General features: G+C 69.7%; 19 protein-coding genes and 3 tRNA genes. 12 read left to right on the top strand and 10 right to left on the bottom strand.

Features of this window, described 5'->3' with window-relative positions:
- The first annotated feature begins 101 nt into the window (after positions 1-101).
- Positions 102-809 (top strand): glycosyltransferase family 2 protein, encoded by a 708-nt coding sequence (locus tag ACIBF8_RS14040; protein ID WP_396783167.1) that lies wholly within the window; start codon positions 102-104, stop codon positions 807-809.
- On the opposite strand, the gene ACIBF8_RS14035 is transcribed toward ACIBF8_RS14040, so the two are convergent.
- Together ACIBF8_RS14035 and ACIBF8_RS14030 are read right to left on the bottom strand one after the other, a co-directional pair.
- A complete protein-coding gene (locus ACIBF8_RS14035) occupies positions 795-1688 on the bottom strand; it encodes a transketolase family protein (RefSeq protein WP_396783166.1) in 894 nt (297 codons plus the stop codon). The two genes, ACIBF8_RS14040 and ACIBF8_RS14035, sit on opposite strands and share 15 nt — an antisense overlap.
- Positions 1689-1693: 5 nt before the next feature.
- Positions 1694-2389 (bottom strand): transketolase, encoded by a 696-nt coding sequence (locus tag ACIBF8_RS14030; protein WP_396783164.1) that lies wholly within the window; start codon positions 2387-2389, stop codon positions 1694-1696.
- Between the two features lie 47 nt (positions 2390-2436).
- On the opposite strand from ACIBF8_RS14030, the gene soxR reads away from it, so the two are divergent.
- Positions 2437-2910, top strand: coding sequence for a redox-sensitive transcriptional activator SoxR (soxR, locus tag ACIBF8_RS14025; protein ID WP_396783163.1), 474 nt, complete (start codon positions 2437-2439; stop codon positions 2908-2910).
- A 53-nt stretch (positions 2911-2963) separates the two neighbouring features.
- Here soxR and ACIBF8_RS14020 read toward each other — a convergent pair whose 3' ends face one another.
- Positions 2964-3962, bottom strand: a complete 999-nt coding sequence (locus ACIBF8_RS14020) for an NAD(P)H-quinone oxidoreductase (RefSeq protein WP_396783162.1) — start codon at positions 3960-3962, stop codon at positions 2964-2966.
- Positions 3963-4123: 161 nt separating this feature from the next.
- Here ACIBF8_RS14020 and ACIBF8_RS14015 point away from each other — a divergent pair.
- Positions 4124-4210: transfer RNA gene (locus ACIBF8_RS14015), tRNA-Ser, on the top strand.
- Between the two features lie 131 nt (positions 4211-4341).
- Here ACIBF8_RS14015 and ACIBF8_RS14010 read toward each other — a convergent pair.
- Positions 4342-4497 (bottom strand): hypothetical protein, encoded by a 156-nt coding sequence (locus ACIBF8_RS14010; RefSeq protein WP_396783161.1) that lies wholly within the window; start codon positions 4495-4497, stop codon positions 4342-4344.
- A gap of 143 nt (positions 4498-4640) precedes the next feature.
- Between ACIBF8_RS14010 and ACIBF8_RS14005 the strand changes: the two genes are divergently transcribed.
- Positions 4641-5183: a YbhB/YbcL family Raf kinase inhibitor-like protein gene (locus ACIBF8_RS14005; RefSeq protein WP_396783160.1), complete on the top strand. Its 543-nt coding sequence runs from the start codon at positions 4641-4643 to the stop codon at positions 5181-5183.
- A gap of 179 nt (positions 5184-5362) precedes the next feature.
- On the opposite strand, the gene ACIBF8_RS14000 is transcribed toward ACIBF8_RS14005, so the two are convergent.
- Entirely contained in the window at positions 5363-6073 is a 711-nt protein-coding gene (locus ACIBF8_RS14000; protein WP_396783159.1) for a class I SAM-dependent methyltransferase, read from the bottom strand.
- Between the two features lie 212 nt (positions 6074-6285).
- Between ACIBF8_RS14000 and ACIBF8_RS13995 the strand changes: the two genes are divergently transcribed.
- Entirely contained in the window at positions 6286-8121 is a 1836-nt protein-coding gene (locus ACIBF8_RS13995) for a hypothetical protein (protein ID WP_396783157.1), read from the top strand.
- A 35-nt stretch (positions 8122-8156) separates the two neighbouring features.
- Here ACIBF8_RS13995 and ACIBF8_RS13990 read toward each other — a convergent pair whose 3' ends face one another.
- A complete protein-coding gene (locus ACIBF8_RS13990) occupies positions 8157-8933 on the bottom strand; it encodes a hypothetical protein (RefSeq protein ID WP_396783155.1) in 777 nt (258 codons plus the stop codon).
- A gap of 328 nt (positions 8934-9261) precedes the next feature.
- Here ACIBF8_RS13990 and ACIBF8_RS13985 point away from each other — a divergent pair, with 328 nt between their 5' ends.
- A complete protein-coding gene (locus ACIBF8_RS13985; protein ID WP_396783154.1) occupies positions 9262-10791 on the top strand; it encodes a peptide deformylase in 1530 nt (509 codons plus the stop codon).
- 69 nt (positions 10792-10860) lie between these two features.
- Here ACIBF8_RS13985 and ACIBF8_RS13980 read toward each other — a convergent pair whose 3' ends face one another.
- Complete coding sequence (locus ACIBF8_RS13980) at positions 10861-11976, bottom strand: globin domain-containing protein (protein WP_396783152.1); 1116 nt, start codon at positions 11974-11976, stop codon at positions 10861-10863.
- A 144-nt stretch (positions 11977-12120) separates the two neighbouring features.
- On the opposite strand from ACIBF8_RS13980, the gene ACIBF8_RS13975 reads away from it, so the two are divergent.
- Positions 12121-12891: a CPBP family intramembrane glutamic endopeptidase gene (locus ACIBF8_RS13975; protein WP_396783150.1), complete on the top strand. Its 771-nt coding sequence runs from the start codon at positions 12121-12123 to the stop codon at positions 12889-12891.
- 4 nt (positions 12892-12895) lie between these two features.
- Here the strand turns inward: ACIBF8_RS13975 and ACIBF8_RS13970 are convergent, their stop codons facing one another.
- Positions 12896-13633: a hypothetical protein gene (locus ACIBF8_RS13970; RefSeq protein ID WP_396783149.1), complete on the bottom strand. Its 738-nt coding sequence runs from the start codon at positions 13631-13633 to the stop codon at positions 12896-12898.
- A 775-nt stretch (positions 13634-14408) separates the two neighbouring features.
- Here ACIBF8_RS13970 and ACIBF8_RS13965 point away from each other — a divergent pair.
- Both ACIBF8_RS13965 and ACIBF8_RS13960 read left to right on the top strand, forming a co-directional pair.
- Positions 14409-14499: transfer RNA gene (locus ACIBF8_RS13965), tRNA-Ser, on the top strand.
- 35 nt (positions 14500-14534) lie between these two features.
- Positions 14535-14610: transfer RNA gene (locus tag ACIBF8_RS13960), tRNA-Arg, on the top strand.
- 231 nt (positions 14611-14841) lie between these two features.
- Here ACIBF8_RS13960 and ACIBF8_RS13955 read toward each other — a convergent pair.
- Both ACIBF8_RS13955 and ACIBF8_RS13950 read right to left on the bottom strand, forming a co-directional pair.
- Positions 14842-15249, bottom strand: a complete 408-nt coding sequence (locus ACIBF8_RS13955) for an IS3 family transposase (protein WP_396783148.1) — start codon at positions 15247-15249, stop codon at positions 14842-14844.
- Between the two features lie 410 nt (positions 15250-15659).
- The gene (locus tag ACIBF8_RS13950) at positions 15660-16220 is read right to left on the bottom strand and encodes a hypothetical protein (protein ID WP_396783147.1); all 561 of its coding nucleotides are present in this window, start codon (positions 16218-16220) and stop codon (positions 15660-15662) included.
- A gap of 197 nt (positions 16221-16417) precedes the next feature.
- Between ACIBF8_RS13950 and ACIBF8_RS13945 the strand changes: the two genes are divergently transcribed.
- The 3 genes from ACIBF8_RS13945 to ACIBF8_RS13935 all read left to right on the top strand — a co-directional run.
- Positions 16418-17023 (top strand): TetR/AcrR family transcriptional regulator, encoded by a 606-nt coding sequence (locus tag ACIBF8_RS13945; protein ID WP_396783145.1) that lies wholly within the window; start codon positions 16418-16420, stop codon positions 17021-17023.
- 423 nt (positions 17024-17446) lie between these two features.
- Positions 17447-18559 (top strand): ricin-type beta-trefoil lectin domain protein, encoded by a 1113-nt coding sequence (locus ACIBF8_RS13940; protein ID WP_396783144.1) that lies wholly within the window; start codon positions 17447-17449, stop codon positions 18557-18559.
- A 638-nt stretch (positions 18560-19197) separates the two neighbouring features.
- Positions 19198-20360: non-reducing end alpha-L-arabinofuranosidase family hydrolase (locus ACIBF8_RS13935; protein ID WP_396783143.1), on the top strand; the 1163-nt coding region annotated here is incomplete at its 3' end.

The raw sequence follows: 20360 nt of genomic DNA, 5'->3' as shown, positions 1-20360 counted from the left end.
CTGAACCTGCCGCGCCGACTGCCCAGCGGTGGCGGTACGCGGTGAACAAACCAACCAGGTTAGGCTATGGCCGACGTGTTGCCGCCACCGTGGAGATTCCCGTGAAGCTCTCGATCCTCATGCCGGTCTACAACGAGGAAGAACGCATCGCGGATGCCCTCAAGCAGGCACTGGCGGTGGACTACCCCTGCGAGATCGAGCTGGTCGTCGTCGACGACGGCAGCCGGGACGGCACCGGCGAGGTCCTGGGTCGCGCCGACGACGCGCGACTGCGGGTCATCACCCACCAGCGCAACGCCGGCAAGGGTGCCGCCATCAAGACGGCGGTCGACAGTGCCGAGGGCGACTACATGGTCATCCTCGACGCCGACCTGGAGTACGACCCGCAGGACATCCCCAAGCTGCTCGACCCGGTGCTCGACGGGCGGGCCACGGTGGTCTACGGCAATCGCACCTTCGGCAGCCACAGCGCCTACAGCTTCTGGTACGTGATGGGCAACAAGGGCGTCACGATGGCGGCCAACGTGCTGTTCAACTCGTACATCGGTGACCTGGAGACCTGCTTCAAGCTGATGCCGGTGGCGCTCTACCGGTCGCTCGAGGTGCGCTCGCGTGGCTTCGGCATGGAGGCCGAGGTGACCGGCAAGCTGCTGCGTCGCCGCATCCGGCCGTACGAGGTGCCGATCAGCTACCGGGCGCGCGGCCGGGAAGAGGGCAAGAAGATCACCTGGAAGGACGGCGTCGAGGCGATCTGGATCCTCGGGCGCGAGCGCGCTCGCCGCCGCCCCATCGCCTCATCCGCCAACTGATCCCAGGAACGCGCTGATCGACCGCCGCAGACCGGCGGCGTCCAGACCATGCCACCGGGCGTGGTCGGCCGGATCGCCGTACCGTCGCAGGTCGGTCTGACCCACCCCGAGGGCCGCCAGCCGGTGTGGCACGTCCGCCAGCGCCCGGCTGACGACCGCGCTCGACGTTCCCGCCAGGTACGGCTCGACCAGCACCACCTCGGTGCTGGCCAACGCCCGCAGCCCGGCCGTGTCGAACGGTCGGGGCGTGTGGGTGTACGCGACCGTCACGTCCATCCCTTCCGTCGCGGCCAGGGTGGGATCGAGCATCGGTCCGACCGCCACCACCAGCGGCGTGTTCGCCCCGCCCCGCCGGAGCACCCGTAGCCGCTCGGCGTCCGGGTACGCATCGGCGTTGCGCTGCTCCGAGAGCCGCAGGTAGATCGGGTCGTCGGTGGTCGCGGCGTTGCGGACCAGCGATGCGACCTCGTCCGGGTGGCCCGGCACCCGCACGGTCCAACCGTCGCCGAGGGAGTCGAAGAGCGCCACATCCCCGGGCGACTGGTGGGTGCGGCCCTCTGCCGACCCGTCGTAGGACGCGCCGATGCTGACCAGGACCGCGCCCACGCCCTGGTGGTCCAGATCCAGCTTGATCTGCTCGTACGCCCGGTCCACCAGAAACGTCGCGTACGAGTGCGCGATGGGACGGAGCCCGGTCAGCGCGAGCCCGCCGGCCACGCCGATCATCAGCTGCTCCCGAATCCCCACGTTGAGTACCCGGTCCGGGTGTCGGTGGCCGGCCGAAGCGAACTGGCTCACCGAGATGTCAGCCAGCACGAGCGCGGTACGCGGATCCTCGTCGAGGAGCGCGGTGGTGGTGTCGATGAAGGCGGTACGCATGTCGGTCATCCCTTGCTCTCGGTACGGGCGACCACCAGGTGCGGGTGTCGTGGTCGGTGCCCGGTCAGCGCGGTGTACAGGGCATCGTGGTTCCGCCCGTCGACGGTGTCGGCGGTCCAGCCGTTGACGGTGAACCGGCTGGCGATGCCACCGGCCCACCCGTAGCTGGCCGACGCGTTGTCGACAACGATCGCGGTGAGGTTGTCCAGGCCGGTCGCCCCCGCGTACGCAATCGCCTCGTGGTTGGAGCCCTCGTCGAGTTCGGCGTCGCCGAGCAACACGTACACCCGGGGTTTGTCCAGCCCCTGAGCGCGCAGGCCGAGCGCGGTGCCGACGGCCAGCCCGAGCCCGTGCCCGAGCGAACCGGAGCTGATCTCGACCCCGGGCACCAGCAGTCGGTCCGGGTGGTGGCCGAGTCGGCTCTCCGGGCCGGCCAGGTCGTCGAGCCAGGCTTCCGGAATGAAGCCGTGCGCCGCGAGCACCGCGTAGTAGGCGGCCGGGCCGTGGCCCTTGGAGAGCAGGAAGCGGTCCCGCTCCGGGTCGTCCGCAGTGTCCGGGGTGACCCGCAGCACCCGGTCGTAGAGCACCTGGAGCACGTCGATGGTGGAGTGCGCGCTGGGCGCGTGCTTCTCGTCACCGGTCAGTCGTCGGATCAGCCCGGGCAGCCGGGCACCGCGGTCGGTGGTCAGTGTGGTGGTCATGCCACTACTGTGTGACTTGAAGTGCACTTCAACTCAAGGACCTGGTGATGCCGGATTCGTTGACGATCGGGGAGCTGTCCGCCCGCTCCGGGGTGGCGCCGTCGGCGCTGCGCTACTACGAGCGACTCGGGCTGATCCGCGCCGACCGCACCGGCGGCAACCAGCGCCGCTATGCCCGCGCCGAGCTGCGGCGGGTCGCCTTCGTCCGGATCTCCCAGCAGGTCGGCGTCTCGCTCGACGAGATCCGCGAGGCACTCGACTCGCTGCCCGAGGCCCGCACCCCCAGCCCGCAGGACTGGGCGCGGCTCTCGGCGAGCTGGCGCAGCCGGCTCGACGAGCGGATCCGGCTGCTCAGCAGGCTCCGCGACGACCTGGACGGCTGCATCGGCTGCGGCTGCCTGTCCCTGCAGCGCTGCACCCTCAACAACCCGGACGACACGCTGGCCGGTGAGGGCCCGGGTGCCCGACTGGTGCTGCCCCGACCGACGGACGCCGCGACCCCGGCGGGCTCGCTCAGCTGACTGGCGAACCGCCACCGGCGGGCGCCTGACCGGTCTCGCCACCGGCGGCTCGCTCAGCTGACGGCCGAACCGCCACCCGGCGGGCGGGTGAGCAGCACCTTGCCGAAGTGATCGTTCGACTCGACGAACCGGTGCGCCTCCGCCGCCTCGGTCATCGGCAGCCGCCGGTCCACGATCGGCCGGATCCGGCCCGCCTCGACCAGCGGCCACACCTCGTCCCGTACGCCCTGGACGATCTCCGCCTTCTCCGCGAGGGGCCGGGAGCGCAGCGACGTCGCGGCGACGCTCGCCCGCTTGGTCAGCAGCGCGCCGAGATCCAACTCGGCCTTGCGCCCGCCCTGCATTCCGATCACCACGAGACGGCCGCCGGTGGCCAGCGCGGAGACGTTCCGGCCCAGGTAGGACCCGCCCATGATGTCGAGGATGACGTCGACGCCGCGCCCGTCGGTAACTCGGCGGACCTCCTCGACGAAGTCCTGCTCCCGGTAGTCGATCGTGTGTGCCGCGCCCAACTCGCGCAGCCGGGCGTGCTTGGCCTCCCGTGCGGTGGTCAGCACGGTCACCCCGAGGGCCGCCCCGAACTGAACGGCGAAGGTGCCGATCCCGCTGCCGCCGCCGTGCACCAGCAGCGTCTCGCCCGCGTCGAGCCGCGCCACCTGGATCAGGTTCGACCAGACCGTGCAGGCCACCTCGGGCAGCGCGGCCGCGTCGACCGGGTCACAGGCCGGCACCGGCAGCAACTGCCCGGCGGGGACCGCGACCCGCTCCGCGTACCCGCCGCCGGACAGCAGCGCGCAGACCTGCTGCCCGACCGCCCACCCGGCGACCTCCGCGCCGACCACCGTGATCACCCCAGAGCATTCCAACCCGGGGTACGCGGACGCGCCCGGCGGCGGCGGGTAGTGCCCCTGCCGTTGCAGCAGGTCAGCGCGGTTGACCCCACTGGCCCGCACCTCCACGATCACCTCGTCGGGGCCCGGCTCCGGGTCGGGCACCTCGGCCCAGACCAGCGCGTCGGGTCCACCGGGCTCCGGAATCGTGATGGCTCGCATGGGCCCAGTCTTCCCGATCTCACCGGGTGCCGCAGGCGCACCGTCGGGCCCACTGTGGACCCGCCGGACCGGCTGCCCGGCGCACCGGGGAGGGACACCGGGCCGCCCGGAGCGAGCCGTGGCAGACTATGCGTGGCCGTGCACCTACGGGTGGCGGCCCGGGAGGGTTCGCCTAGTGGCCGATGGCGCTGGTCTTGAAAACCGGTAAGGCAGCGATGTCTTCGTGGGTTCGAATCCCACACCCTCCGCCCACCTTGATCCACTCGACTTCCCGGAAGTCGGGGTATCAGGACCCCAGGGATAGCCCCATTTCACTGATCCCGAGTTGATCGCAGGCGCAAGAAGCTGCTCGGTCGCACTCTGGCGCCCCGCGTGCCGGTCACTCCGGCGGGTCAGCGGCCCGCCGCTCCCGGCGGATCGTCTCCTCGGCCAGTCGCTCGACCGCTCGTCGGCGCTCGTCGGAGATGGCGCGCTCGTCCCGGCGGCGGAACGCGGTGAAGACGGCCACCACGAAGTCCCGCCAGATGCCGGCCACGATGTCCCCCTGAGGAACGCTGCCCGACCTCAAACGTAGCTCTGCGAAACCAAACGGGGTCAGCGCGTACTTCCGGTCGTCGAGAGGGCCGCGGCGGGGTAAGAAGGGGCTGGTATCTCCGCACATCGGAAGGACGCGTCCCCATGACCCTGGAACGACCGATCGCCCCGGACCCGTACGAGCTGCTGCCGACGTTGCCCTCGTTCACGCTGACGAGCGACGACGTGCAGAACGGCGAGCCGATGGACGCCCGGCACGCGCATGGCAGCACCGGGGGCGACAACGTTTCGCCGCAGCTGACCTGGTCGGAGTTTCCGGCCGAGACGAAGAGCTTCGCGGTGACCTGTTACGACCCCGACGCCCCGACGGGCAGCGGCTTCTGGCACTGGGTGCTGGTGAACGTGCCGGTCAGTGTCACCCAGTTGCCCCCCGGCGCCGGTGGCGCGGCGGGCACCGACCTTGGTGGGGCGTTCTCGGTCCGCAACGACTACGGCGAGCAGGGTTACGGCGGGGCGGCTCCGCCGGCCGGCGACCGCCCACACCGGTACGTCTTCGCGGTGCACGCCCTGGACGTCGACCGCCTGGACCTGACCCCGGACGCCACCCCCGCCTACGTCGGCTTCAACCTCACGTTCCACACCCTGGCAAGAGCAGTAATCCGCCCGACGTACCAAATCAAGGACTAACCCCGCCCCCAGCCCCCGCGATCTTGCACTTACTGTCCCGGCATCCCTGACATAACAGGCATAACGACGACGGAAAGTGCAAGATCGCCGGGCTGGGGCTGGGGCTGGGGCTGGGGCTGGGGCTGGGCCGGGGCGGGGCGGGGCCGGGGCTGGGGCTGGGGCTGGGCTGGGCTGGGCTTTCAGGCTGGGACTCGGGCTACGGCGAAGACGGACTGGCCGAAGGGCGGAAGGACGAGCTGCTCGGCGGCCTTGGTGGCGGGCAGGACGAGGGTGTCGTACACCTTGACCATCGGGCCCTCCTTCGGCATCAGCCGGAAGACCTTGGTGGCCATGAAGTAGCCGATCAGCCCGAGCGCGTTTGCGTAGTGGATCTTTTCGATGGTGAGGCCGGCCTCGGTCATCGCCGCCCCGAGCGTCTTCTTCGTGTAGCGGCGGACGTGCCCGGTGGCGATGTCGGCCGGGCCCATCGCGAACTGGAACGCGGGCACGATGATGATCACGGCACCGCCGGGTCGAACCAGGTCGCGCATGCTCCGCAGTGCGCCCACGTGGTCCTCGATGTGCTCCAGGACGTTGTACGAGACCGCGGCGCTGTAGTCGCCCCGGTCGTTGTGTGGCAGCAGCATCTGCCGGACGTCGATGTTCGGGCGGTCGGCGAGGCGCTCTTTGAGCTGCACCAGCCGGTCCGGGTCGGCCTCGGTGGCGGTGAACCGGGGCAGCCGCTCGGACCATTCCAGCGCGTAGTCACCAAGGCCGCTGCCGATTTCGATCGGGTCGTCGCCGAGGTACGGCACGGCCAGTTCGATGAACCAGCGTCGGTGGTTGACAGCGGTTGCCAGGCCCTCAAGCACCTCGGACTGCACGCGCTGATCCCCAGTGATTTCTGCCATGCGTCGATTCCTCACGATATGAACTCGACCCGTGCCTGGACCGACAGAGTGAATCATCCGCTGGGACGGCAGAAGAATCGGGGCATCGGGGTGGCCGAATTGTGGTCGGGGGGTGGGTTCGTGATCGGCGGTCGGCGAACCCGGCACATAGTACGGCAGTATCTCGAAACATGTCACGGCGGTGTCATACGCTGACTACCCTATGAATTGTCATGACTACTCCTGAACCGGACGTGCCCAGCGACAGCGGCGGCCCGGCCGCCGCGCCGTCGGCGGCGGGGGACTCCGGTGCCGCTCGGCCGTCCCGCAGGGAGAGGTGGGCCGATCTGGCCGCCGTACTGAGCTTCGTGGTGCTCGGCTTCTGGGTCACCGGTCGACTCTGGTTGGACCCGGGCAGTGACGTGCGGGACAACCAGACCGATCAGTCGCAGTTCGAATGGATGATGGCCCACGGTGCGCGAGTCGTCACGCACTTTGCGTATCCATTCCATTCCAATCAGATGAACGTCCCCGACGGCGTCAATCTGATGGCCAATACGTCCGTATTATCCATTTCCTTGCCAATGACGCCGATCACCCTGCTGTTCGGGCCGCGGGCGTCATTCCTGCTCTTTCTCACCGCCGGCATGATTGCCACCGCCACGGCCTGGTATTTCCTGCTCTCCCGGGTCCTGATCGGCAGCCGAGGGCCGGCCTGGTTGGGTGCCGGCTTCTGCGCGTTCGCGCCGGCCATGGTGTCGCACGCCAATGGGCACCCGAACATCGTGTCGCAATTTGTCGTCCCGTTGATCATTTGGCGCACGCTGCGACTTGGCGAGCCGGGCCGCTGGCTGCGCAACGGGGTCGTCCTCGCGCTCGTCATCGTCTGGCAGGCGTTCCTCAACCTGGAGATCCTGCTGATGACCGCGATCGGGCTCGGCGTGGTCGTCGGCGTGCTCGCCCTCGGCCGCGCGGATCTGCGATCACGGGTCCGGCCGTTCCTCGCCGGCCTGGCCGTCGCCGCCGGGGTTGCCGGGCTCCTGCTGGCGTACCCCCTGTATGTCCAGTTCTTCGGACCTGGCGCCTACTCGGGGCTGTCCCGCCTGATCCGCGGCTACTCCAGCGACCTGGCCTCGTTCGTCGCGTACTCCCGGGAATCCCTGGCCGGCAGCGCGCGCACCGCCGCGGGCCTGGCCAAGAACCCGACCGAGGAGAACAGCTTCTTCGGCTGGGCGCTGGTGGTGCTGGTGATCGCCCTGGTCTGGTGGCTGCGCCGCTCGCTCGTGGTGCTCGCGCTGGCCGCGCTCGGGTTGCTCTTCGCGGTGCTCTCGCTGGGTCGGGAGGTCCGCTTCGACAACCGGGGTACGGGTGTGCCCGGGCCCTGGGCGGCGCTGGAGAACCTGCCCATCCTGCACTCGGTGGTGCCCACCCGCTGGGCGTTGGCGATCACCCCGATCATCGGGCTGCTGCTCGCCTTCGGCGCCGAACGGGCCCGCGAGTTGGCCGGCTCGCACCCGGTTGCTCGGGGGCAGATCCGCTTCGTCACCGCGACCGTGCTCACCATGGCCCTGTTGCCGATCGTGCCCACCCCGCTGCCGGTGGCCCGCCTCGACCCGGTGCCCAGCTTTGTGACCAGTGGGGCGTGGCGTCCGTACGTGGCCGGTGGGCGCAGTGTGGTGACCCTGCCGTTGCCGGATACCACCTACGCGGACCCGCTGCGCTGGTCCGCAGAGACCCGGCTGGACATGCCGCTGGCCCGTGGCTACTTCCTCGGCCCGGACACCCGGCCGAACGCCGATCCACCGAAGGTCGCGCTGTTCGGCGCACCGCCCCGCCCCACCAGCAGCTTCTTCGCCACCATCCGGCGCACCGGGGCGGTGCCGCCGATCAGCCCGCAGAGCCGGGTCAAGGCGGTCGACGACCTGCGCTTCTGGCGGGCCGGCGTGGTCATTCTCGGCCCGCACGAGCACGAAGCCGCGCTGCGCCGGGGGATGACCGAGCTGACCGGAATCCAACCGGTCTTCACCGGCGGTGTGTGGGTGTGGGACGTCCGGTCGCTGACCGACTGAGCCGCGCGGCCCAGCTCAGCCCAGGAGCCCCGGCCCTAGCGGACGCAGCAGCCCTGGCAGACCTTCGGTCGGGGCAGGGTGAAGGCGAGGCAGCAGGTGCGCCGCTGCACGGTCGGCTCACCGGTCGGCCCGGGCACCAGCTCGATCAGATCGACCAGGTCGAGCGCGCCGAGCAGGGTGTCGATGCTCTGCACGGTCGAGCCGGGCAGACCGTCGGCGGCCCGCAGGATGCCGTGCGCGATGCCGGAGGCGACCGAGCCGAGCAGCGTCCGGGTGCCCACCCGGACCTCGGACTGGATCGCCGTGATCAGCGGTGCCAGGTGGGCGTCGAGCAGTGACCCGCGCAGTGCGGCCAGCAGCTCCGCCTCGTCGGCGACGACGCGTACCTCCGGCAGGCCGGCGAGCGCCAGCGGGTCGTTCGGCAGCACCGCCACGGTGGTGCCCCGGCGCAGACCCAGGGTGAGCAGCTGTCGGTGGTCCTCGAAGTGGATCAGCACGTCGGCGGGGTCGAGCAGCGGCACCCGGCGGGCGGAGGCCCAACCGAGCACGACCGGCAGGGCGGTCCAGTAGCTGTACGACTTCCAGGCCAGCGCGGCGCAGGCGTGCGGGGTGCCGCCCCAGCGGACGGCGGCGCCGTTCAGCAACTCCGGCAGGCGGCTGCCGTCGATCAGGGTGGTGGCGGGCGCCCAGCCGAGCTCGTCGTCGACCAGCAGGCCCCGGGCGAGGCCGGGAAGGTCGTCGGTGCCGAACATGGCACGGAGCGCTGCGGTGACGGGGGCGAGCGGCATGGCGGCGGCCTCGCGCCTCGGCATCACCGCTGTCACCTGAGCATCCCCCGTCCGCATGGCCGAGGAGTGTGCCCCGGCGGACGGCCAACGCCGTCCTGAGCTAAGGCTAGCCTAACCACGCCGCCGGGTCTAAGGGAAGCCTCACCTTGGTCGGATAGCGGCCCAGGTCACCCCGCCTGCCGGTGGAGCAGCGCCGCGCGTTCCGCGTACTACCCGGCGTTTGTGCTGGGAAACACCGCCGCAGGATCGATGGTTGTCGGTGGATTGTCAAGCGGAGTGTCGGCAAGGTGCCAGATGCGTGTGCGCTCGCGCACAGAACGTGAAACTTATAGCCCCGGCCACGAGGAAGCTGATGACGACCTCACCCCTCGAACGGGCTGCCGACTCCTTCGCGGCCGAGCTCGCCCGGCAACGGACCGGGCGCGGGCTGTCCAAGAAACAACTGGCCGTCCTGATGGGGTTCGACCCGTCCTACGTGAGCCACGTCGAGGGGCGCCGACACCGCCCAACCGAGGACTTCGCCCGCCGCGCCGAGGCCGTCCTGGAGGCCAGCGGCGCGATCTGGCAGCGCTTCCGGGAGTACGACGACCTGCGGCACGCCCGAGTGGGTCAGGCGCACCGTGAGCCGTACCTGCCGGGGCAGTGGCTGCCACCCGGCACCGGGCTGGTCGTGGAACGGGAACTGGCCATCCTCACCCACACCGACGACGGTTACCGGTGCGTCATCCGCCGCGAGTTGTACAACGCCGGCACCGAGCCGGTCACCCGCTACCTGGTCCGGGTCGCCGTCGACCGCTACCCGAACGATCCCGGCCGCTCCAACCGCCACCACCGGGAGCACCCCCTCACCTTCGCCGAGCTGCAAATCCAGGCCCGCCGAGACGACGGCGGCGGCGACCCCGAGCCGATGCACTGGCGCGCCAAACACGATCGGGACGCGTTCAAGGAGATCTGGCTGCTCTTCGAGAACGGGGAGCGGCGCTTCCCGCTCTACCCGGGCGACCGGGCCACCATCGAGTACGCGTACAGCGTCGGAAACGAGAAGTGGGGTCCCTGGTTCCAGCGCGCCGTCCGGCTGCCCACTCGGCAGCTCGCCGTACGCCTGGACCTGCCGGCGGCGCTCGACCCACAGGTCTGGGGCGTGGAGACCTCGCTCTCCGCGGAGGAGGGCCCGCTGCGCACGGCGCCGCAGCGGCACGACGAGGGCGATCGGGCGATCTACGACTGGCAGACCGACGACCCGCCGCTGAACGCCCGGTACCGGATGCAGTGGCGGTTCCGCGCCCGCCCGGACACCGAACCGGACAACGGCCCCGGCGGGGCCCGGGTCCGACCCAGCGACCGGATGCGCGGCCTCGGCATCGTGCAACGCGGGGACGACCTGCTCCGCCAGCGTGCCCGCCCGTTCGACCTGCCCGCCGAGGAACAGGTCGCTCGGGACGTGGTCGACCGGCTCACCATGGCCCTGGCCCGGCTCGACGAGCTGCACCCGTTCAGCAAGGGGGTGGGCGTCGCCGCCCCGCAGTTCGGCATCGGCCGCGCGGCGGCCGTGGTGCGGCCCCCCGACCGGTCGGCGGAGCCGGTCGTGCTGCTCAACCCCCGGGTGGTCGACGCCGACCTGGACACCGACGAGCAGTACGAGGGCTGCCTCTCCTTCTTCGACCACCGAGGGCTGGTGCCCCGGCCGCTGCGCCTGGACGTGGAGCACGCCCAGTGGGACGGCAGCCGGATCATCACCTCGTTCGAGTTCGGCATGGCCCGGCTGGTCGCCCACGAGATCGATCACCTGGAGGGCCGGCTCTACGTCGACCGGATGGCACCCGGCGTGCCATTGGTGCCGGTGGAGGAGTACCGCGAAACCGGGCACCCCTGGCGTTACTGACCAACGAAGGGACCGGGGCGCGTGCCCCAGGGGGCAGGGGCACGCGCCCCGGTTTGGGGGGAGGAACGTCTAGAGGTCACCGAAGGTGTCGTAGCGGATGTGCGGCGGCGGTACGTCGTCCGCGGCGAGCACCCGCAGGGTGGACCGGACCATCCGGGCCGCGCCGGAGACGTAGCAGTCGTGCGTGGTCCACGGGCCGTACCGGGCCACCACGTCCGGGATGTCGCCCTGCTCGCCGTCGAAGTCCGGCTCCTCACTGCACGCCGGGGTGACCGACAACCACGGGTGTACGGCCACCAACTCCTGCAACCCGGCAAGGCCGTACAGGTCCGCCGCCTGCCGGGCCCCGTAGAAGACGTGCACCCAGCGGGTCCGGTTGTAGGTGGCCAGCTCCTCCACCAGCGCCTTGATCGGCGCCAGGCCGACCCCGCCGGCCACGCAGAGGATGTCCCGTTCCGAGGCGCGGTTCAGGGTCATCGACCCCATCGGCGCCGCCAACCGGAGCAGGTCACCCGGCCGCACCCGACGCACCAGCGCACCGGACACCCAGCCGGCCCCCGGAGACCGCACGTGGAACTCCAGCACGTTGTCGTCGTTCGGGGCGTTCGCCACCGAGTAGTTGCGCCACACCCGGGGGTGGTAGCGCGGCACCTCCAAGCTGACGTACTGCCCCGCCTGCCAACGCAGCGGATGCTGCAACGCCCGGCAGGTCAGCACGGCGGTGTCCGGGCCGTACCGCTCGTGGGTCAGCACCTCGGCGTGCCAGAACGGCGGGTCGTCATCGGCAGCCGCGCCGGCCACCATCAGGGCGGCGATCGCCGCGTACGCCTCCCGCCACGCCTGGTCGTACTCCAGGTTCCAACCGTCGCCGGCGGTGCTGCGCAGCGCGTCGAGCAGGGCGGTGCCCATGGTGGCGTAGTGCCGCTCGTCGACGTGGTACTTGCGGTGGTCGCGGCCCAGCGCCCGGAGAAACTCGTCGAAGCTCTCCGGGTCGTCGACCGTGTGAATGGCCGTGATGATCGCTTCGAGTAGACGGTCGCCCTGGCCGGTCATCTGCACCGGGAAGAGCTGCCGCAGTGCGGGGTCGAGCAGGAACAGGCGAGCGTAGAAGTGACCGCTCAACCGGGCCCGGTCGTCCTCGACCAGGGTCCAGCTCTCCTTCAGCAACCGCGCGAGGTTGTCCACGGACGCTCCTTCTCCAGACGGCATCGGATCGGGCGCCCATAGAATCTCCACGGAGAGTGTCGACCGGTCGCACAGAATGTGCGATCGGCTCATGGTGGCCGGTCAGCCGTGTCACCGGCGCCACCCGTCGGGCAAAGTGGTGCGGTGACCGTTGAGCTGACCCGCCCGGTGTCCCGCCGACTGCTGGGCACCGAGACGCTGCTGGTCCTCGGCCTCTCCCTCGGCCAGTCCGCGGTCTACGCGGTGGTCTCGATCATCGCGAAGCTGACCGCCGAGGGTCCGCTCTCCAAGCAGACCGCCTCGCTGAACACCTCGGCGTCGGCCCGTCCCTGGCTGGACCTCACCTACCAGCTGCTCGGCATCGTGTTCGCGCTGCTGCCGGTGCTGCTCGCCGTACACCTGCTCAGCCGCGACCCCGGCGACCCGGCGCGGACCCTCGGCCTGGACGCCCGGCGGCCCGGCCAGGACGTGGCGCGCGGGGCCGGCTTGGCCGCGCTGATCGGCCTGCCCGGGCTGGCCTTGTTCTGGCTGGCCGCCCACCTGGGCCTCAACGCCACGCTGGTGCCGGCCGCGCTGCCCCCGGTCTGGTGGGCGGTCCCGGTGCTGATCCTCTCCGCCATGCAGAACGCCGTGCTGGAGGAGGTGATCGTGGTCGGCTACCTGGTCACCCGGCTACGCCAACTCCAGTGGCGGCTGACCGCGATCATCGCCGCCAGCGCGCTGCTCCGCGGGTCGTACCACCTCTACCAGGGCTTCGGCGCGTTCGTCGGCAACGCGATCATGGGCGTCGTCTTCAGCCTCTTCTACCTGCGCACCCGACGGGTGATGCCGCTGGTCATCGCGCACACCCTGCTCGACGTGTTCGCCTTCGTCGGCTACGCGTTGCTGCCCCGCGAGTGGTTCGACTGGCTCTGACCGGTCAGCCCCGACCGGGCCGGTAGACGGCCGCCGCCCGGGCCGCGAGCCGGTCCGCCGCCGCCGCGTCACCCAGCGCCGCCGCGAGCACCGCCGCACCCGGCAGCAACCGGGCCACCAGCCGCAACGCGACCCAACCGCCGGCCTGCGCGGTGAGCGGCGCGGCCAGCCGCCAGGCCGCCTCCGCCGCCCGCGGCCACACCCCCTCGACCGGATCGCCCGCCGCCTGGGCAGCGGCCAGGGCCGCCTCCGCGCTCGCCCGGTCCGGATGCACCTGGGTCAGCACCAGCAGGTCGGCGGCCCGGTCGGGGTGCGTCGGATCCTTGCCGTACGCGGCGGCCAGGTGCAGCACCAGCTCCGAATGCGTCCACAACACCGAGGCCAACTCGGCCAGCGGCGCGAAGAAACCAGCCAGCGCAGCGGTCGCCCCGCCCGCACCCGCCGAGCGGACGAACCGCCGGGTCGCCAACCGGGCCAGGCCGTCCGCCGACGCGTCCGGATACCGGGTACGCAACCGCGCGGCCCATCCGGCCGCGCCGGGCCCGAGTGACCGCACCGCGGCCAGCGCCAACAGCTCCGGCGCGAAGCCCGGGTGGTCGAGCACGCGCGCGGCGACCGCGCGCAGCTCCGATTCCGGGGTACGCCCCAGAGCCGGCGCAACCTGCCGCACGGCGGGCGGGGCCGGTGCCGTGACCGGTTCGGGGGCGGGCATTGCCGGAGTCGTCTGCTGCTGCTCGGCCATGGGTTCGAGCGTGGGCTTTGTCGGCTTGGTGCTCTTGCGAGGGGTGGCCGCGCGCTTGGTGGGGCTTGCGGCCTTGGTCGGGCCCGTTGTCGTGGTGGGCGTCGCGGCTATGGAAGGGCGCGCGGCGCTCTTCCGCGGTGTTGGTGTGGTCGAGGTCACCTCAGCCGCCGTTTCGGTCGCCCTCCGGGCAGCAGCCTTGCGAACGGATGTGGTGCGGGACTTCGGTGGCAGGGCCGCCGGTGCGACGCCGGGCGGGGCTGGCTGGCCAGCGCTCGTGTCGGCGCTCGGCGAGCCGAACTCGTCGCCCTTCGGCGGCCCGGGGTGCTCCGCGCTCGGGTCGGTGGTCACCTCGGCCGGTGTCCGTCGGGGCTGTCGGGGCAGCGGGCGATCCGGCTCCGGCGGCTGGAAGAGCACCGCCGGGGCAGCCTTGGCCCGTCGAGGACGCTGGCTCGCCGGAGCGGCAGCCGGGGGTGCCGCCGTCTCTGCGGGCTCCGCCGTTTCTACGGGATCCCGCGTATCGGTGGGCTCCTCGGCCACCGTCGGCGGCCTGAAGGTGGCCCGGGGGGAGCGCCGACGCGCTCGTTCAGCAGGCTCTCGACGGGTCGACTCGCTGGGCGGCTGCTGCTGCATATCGATGGAGCGTAGTCCCGATCACGGCGCCGCACAGCGTTGAAACACGGGGCCGGACAGCCCGGCTGGGCGTACCCCGGAAGTCGTTTTGCTCCCGGTGGGTGGCGACCTGTATCCTCGGGCGCGGTGGTCTGCGGATCACCAGGGAGACTTCGCCTAGTCTGGTCTATGGCGCCGCACTGCTAATGCGGTTGGGGTCTTAAAGCCCCTCCCGGGTTCGAATCCCGGAGTCTCCGCGCGAAAGCCGGGTGTGTACACTGGCTGAGCACAAGCGCCCGTAGCTCAATGGATAGAGCATCTGACTACGGATCAGAAGGTTAGGGGTTCGAGTCCCTTCGGGCGCACCACTAAAGCAGGGAATATGGCCATTCGGCTATATTCCCTGCTTTCGTATGGGTCACCTGTGGGACACGGCTGTGACACGCGTTTGCGCAGGTCAGACGGCCTTTTCGGTGCCCGCGCCCGTCCCCGACTCGCGAGCAGCCACGGACCAGCCACGTCCCTCTGGGTGGGATTCCCGGGTTCGGCCAAGAGTTCGGGTTCGCTTTCTTCCACAGGTAGCGGCAACCCGTCAGATGTCATATGCCCTTGCACGAAAACAGCTCGACCGAGACGCCATGGCTAGCGTCTGCTTCCGCAACCCCGAACGGTGGCCGTGCTGGTTGGCACGCCGTCCGGCCTGTCGATCGGGGCTGCAGGAACGCACCTTGCAGGCCGGCGTCGCGCATCAACCGCTCGACCCGCTTGCGGCCCACGTGCCGGCCTCGGCGGTGCAGCATGGCGTGCAGTCGTGGACTGCCGTAGGTGCCGCCGGAGACGTCGTGGATCTCCGCGATCTCCACCGCCAGTTCGGCGTCCTCGCGTCGGCGAGCAGAGGGGTTGGCGGCTTGGACGAGCCAGCCGTAGTAGGTGGAGACGGCAACGCCGATGACCCGGAGGACGGGCTCGACCCCGAAGCGGTCGCGTAGCTCGTCGACGAGCGTCACGACTTCGCCGGGGCGGGTCGAGTTCCGAGGCGACAAAAGCCGACGCCCCCAAGCTGGCGGGCCAACTGGCGGATCACGGGCTTCGGGTCCGACTCCCGGTAAGAGCGCACCGCACGTTCACGCAGTTCATCGGGGTACTTCTTCGGTGCTGCCACGGCTCGACCGGGTGCTACCCGACGTCGACGTCGAGGGCGAGAGGCTCAAGCAACGCCTGGCGCACGGGAACGAACCGGCCCGGGCGGAGATGGTTTCGCGATAGCCGGCACCCCTTCGGGCGCGCGGCGGCTCAGGCCCAGGCCAGTAGCCGCCGCGCGGAGGGGCGTTTTCCTGTCATCTGGTACGTGTCGGTCTGGACCGTGGTGGACCCGGCACGCTCGGCCATGAAGGGGTTCACCTCAACGGCTGGTGTGTCAGTTGCCCTTCGCCCGGCGGCCGAGGCGGACGGCGGCGATGAGGAAGAAGATGGCACCGGGGATGGCGTAGCCAGCCGCGTTGGTCAACGACGGGTGGTCCGCAGAAGCACCGATGATGAACGATCCACCGGCCAGCACCGAGATGCCGCCACTGATGATCATCGGCCACTGCCCGCCCAGCTCGCGACGGCTGACGCCCACGACGAGCTGAACCAGACCAGCCACCACCGCCCAGGTGCCCCACACCCGCAGCACCGCCGGAATGCCGGACGCGGCGGCGACACCCACGGCGACCGCGGTGAGCAGGCTGACGGCGATGTTCACGTACAGCAGAGCCGGCGTGCCGGTGGTCCGCGACGAGCGAAGGTCATAGATGGCGGCACCCACGTCGAACAGCGGGTAGAGCACGAAGAGCACCACCGTGAGCGGGCCGATCTCCTTGGCGGTCGCGATCGTCACGAGTGCCCACAGGATGGCGAACGCGAAGCGGACGAAGTACAGCCGTCGCAGTGCCGCGGCGGTTTGGGAAATGCCGGGCGAAGCAGCAATGGTGGTCACGGTGGCCCTTCCAGGGAAGTTTGGTAGACCGAACGTTCTTTCTCGTTCAGCATGACCGCCCAGGACCCAAGTGTGCAAGACGGAACGTTCTACCTCTTGAGTGATCCGCTGCACACCGCAGGCCGAGGCGCCGGCCTGGCGACGGCCTGGCTGGTCAGGAGGTGTAGACCGAACGTTCTATCCGATATAGTGGGCGCATGACCCGTGGCGATACCGACACCCGGCCCTCTGCGGCGCGGCAGCGGCTTTTGGCCACGGCAATCAAGATCTTCTACGCGGAGGGCATCCACTCCGTGGGCGTGGACCGGATCATCGCCGAGGCGAAAGTGACGCGGGCCACGTTCTACCGGCACTTCCCCAGCAAGGAAGACCTCATCCTCGCCTACCTGCGTGAAGTCCGTGAGCTGGAACGCGGCGGCGTCGACGCGGCCATCGCCGCCAACCCGTCGTCGGTCGACCCTCTTCTGGCCATCGCCGACACCATCGCTCAGCAGATCCAATCTCCGGGGTTCCGCGGCTGCGCCTTTCTCAACGCCGCAGCGGAGTACCCAGACGCCGACCACCCCGTACGCCAGGAAGTCATCGCCCACCGGCAATGGTTCCTGGACACGCTCACCATGCTGATGGCGCAGGTCCACCCCGAAACGGCGGATCCCGCCGCGCGTCACTTCGTGATGCTCCGCGACGGTGCGATGGCGGCCGGATGCCTCTTCGACCCCGCCTTGGTGTCCGACACCTTCCGTCGCGGGATCGAAGGGCTCCTCCGAATCAATACCGAGCCGACGGTGAAGGGGCCTCGGTAACCCGGATCGCTGCACTCGCGGCGCTCGATGTGCCGCCGGCTGGTGTCGTCGCCGTACCCGAGGTCGCCAGCGGGCCAGGGCCGCGGCACTGTCCGCGGTTGTCCCACAGACGGCATCCGGTCCCGCCGCAGATCCGATCTTCGTGATCGAACCCGCGAAAAACACCTGCATTTGGGGGTACGCGTCACCCGGGCCCCGCAGACACCACTGCAAACCCCGCACCACCGGCACCCGCAGGTGGTCCGCGTGCGCCCTGGGAGAGTCGGTGCTTGACGTAGGTCAGGATAGCGACAAGAACTTACAAGGATCGCTGTTAGCGTTAACAATCCGTCCGGTGCTGCGACAGCATCGTCATGCCGATGTGGCGCCCGGTCCCGACGGCTTGACTCCTCGGTCAGCACTACCACTGCAGGGGAGAAATCTATGCGAACAAGGGCAAGATGGCTCGCGGCGACCGCCGCCCTCGGTGTCGTCCTCGCCGGGGTGCTGACCTCGACCGGTCCGGTAAGCGCGGAATCCAACGGCGGGGTGCGGGTGATGCCACTCGGTGACTCCATCACCGAGGGCACCCAGGTGCCGGGCGGGTACCGCATCGGGCTCTGGCAGCGCCTGGTCAACGGTCGGTACACCGTGGACTTCGTCGGGTCGCAGTTCAACGGACCAGCCAGCCTGGGCGACCACGACCACCAGGGGCATCCCGGATGGCGCATCGACCAGATCGACGCGAACATCGTCGGCTGGCTGAACACCCAACGGCCGCAGACCGTCCTGCTGCACATCGGCACCAACGACATCCTGCAGAACTACAACGTGAGCGGCGCGCCGAACCGGCTCTCCACCCTGATCGATCGGATCACCACCACCGTTCCCACCGCCGAGGTGTTCGTCGCGCAGATCATCCCGCTCTCGAACAGCAACCAGGAGGCGGCCGTACGCACCTTCAACGCGGCGATCCCCGGCATCGTGCAGAGCAAGGTGAACGCCGGCAAGCGGGTGCGCCTGGTCGACATGCACAGCGCCCTCACCACCGCCGACCTGATCGACGGCGTCCACCCCACGTCCGGCGGCTACGACAAGATGGCAGCCCGCTGGTACAGCGCGTTGCAGTCGGTGCCCGGCAGCATCGGCAACCCGGGCAGCGGTGCCGGACAGACCACGGCGATCGTGGGAGCCCTCTCCGGTCGCTGCGTCGACGTCCCCGGCGCTTCCACCACCAACGGCACCCAGGTGCAGTTGTGGGACTGTCACGGCCGCACCAACCAGCAGTGGACCTACACGACCGCCAAGACACTGACGGTGTACGGCAACAAGTGTCTCGACGCCGCAGGCTACGGCACCTCCCCGGGCACCCAGGTCACCATCTACGACTGCCACGGTGGAACGAACCAGCAGTGGAACGTCAACGCCAACGGCACCATCACCGGTGTGCAGTCCGGCCTCTGCCTGGACCCCTACAACGTGGGCACCGGCAACGGCACGAAGCTGGTTCTCTGGACCTGCACCGGCCAGACCAACCAGCAGTGGAGCCGCCGATAGCTCGCGCGGACGCGCCGGCCGGTCGGATCGTATTCCCGCACAGGTGGTGACGATCCGACCGTCGGCGTCGCCCGGTCGAGCGGTACGCGTCCTCGTCGCGCCAGATGAGTGACATGGGGTAGATGAGCGCCGGGTCGCGCACCGGAATGCGCCGCAGGTCGTAGCTGTCCGGCCACAGGTAGCGGGTGCCAACGCCCGCGAGGGTTGCCAGTTCCGCGGTCGTCGGGGTGGGGACGGCTGAGCTTGTCGGCACCGTGAGCAATGGGCAAACGTCGATGTTAACGCGCTCTCCGGGTCTTCTCAAGTGCCCAACTGTGGCCAGCGCCGGGATCTTGGGCGATGCCTGCGGGAAGTCGGTGAAAGGCAGTTTGCGCCAAGATCTGCGGCCGGGCAGCGGCTGATGTTCCCAGCACATTACGTCTTGACGAACGGCATGTTATCGCTCACAGTCGATGCCTAAGGACGACGAGACCTCGGCTTTCCGGGCAAGCCCTGCTTCGTCGATCTCGAATCAGGCGTGCGCCAAGGCCTGCAGGTGTCGTGTTAACGCTAACGTCCTGACGCCTGCGCTCGGCCACGCGTCACGGTGCGCCCATTCTCGGGCAGGCCGTTTGGCTCTTGGTCACTGGAGGAGGATCATGTCTGCCCTCGATAGGTCTCCATCGATCGCGCCGCCGCGACGGCGGCGTTGGTGGTTGCCCCGCGTTCTCGCCGCGAGTGCGGCGGCGGTGATGGTCGGTGGCGCCGCCGTAGCGGTGGTGTCGTCACCCGCCGCCGCGGCGACGGTCGACACGAACGCGTGGTACGTGTTGATCAACCGCAACAGCGGCAAGGCCCTGGACGTCTACAACCTGGCCACGAATGACGGCGCCCGGATCACCCAGTGGGCCCGCAACAACGGCAATCAGCAGCAGTGGCAGTTCGTCGACTCCGGTGGTGGCTACTACCGGGTGAAGTCGCGGCTGTCCAACAAGGTGCTGGACGTCTCGGGCTTCTCGACCGCCAACGGCGCCAGCATCGTGCAGTGGAGCGACAACAACAGCACCAACCAGCAGTTCCGGTTGGCCGACTCGGACAGCGGCTACGTCCGGTTGATCAATCGGAACAGCAACAAGGTGATGGAGGTGCAGGGCGCCTCGACCGCCGACGGCGGCAACATCGTGCAGTACGACGACTGGAACGGCGCCAACCAGCAGTGGCAATTCGTCCGCGTCGGCGGTGGGACCGACCCCACCACTCCGCCGCCGACCGGCACCTGCGACCTTCCCTCGACGTACCGGTGGTCGTCGACGGGAGCGTTGGCGCAGCCGAGGTCGGGTTGGGTGTCGTTGAAGGACTTCACCGTCGCGCCCTACAACGGTCAGCAGCTGGTCTACGCGACCACGCACGACTTTGGGAGCAGCTGGGGTTCGATGAACTTTGGTCTCTTCACGAACTATTCGCAGATGGCGTCGGCCAGTCAGAACGCGATGAACTCGTCGACGGTGGCGCCGTCGTTGTTCTACTTCGCGCCGCGCAACATTTGGGTGTTGGCGTATCAGTGGGGTGGGCCGGCGTTCTCGTACCGGACCTCGAGTGACCCGACGAACCCGAACGGGTGGTCGTCGCCGCAGACGTTGTTCAGCGGGAGCATCACGGGTTCGGGGACGGGTCCGATCGATCAGGCGGTGATCGGTGACGGGACGAACATGTATCTGTTCTTCGCTGGTGACAACGGCAAGATCTATCGGGCGAGCATGCCGATCGGGAACTTCCCGGGCAGTTTCGGTTCGAACTACACGACGATCATGAGTGACACGAC

Origin of the sequence: Micromonospora sp. NPDC050276 (assembly GCF_044459545.1) — a bacterium.
Classification (GTDB): Bacteria; Actinomycetota; Actinomycetes; order Mycobacteriales; family Micromonosporaceae; genus Micromonospora.
This window is presented reverse-complemented; position numbering and strand designations above follow the sequence as displayed.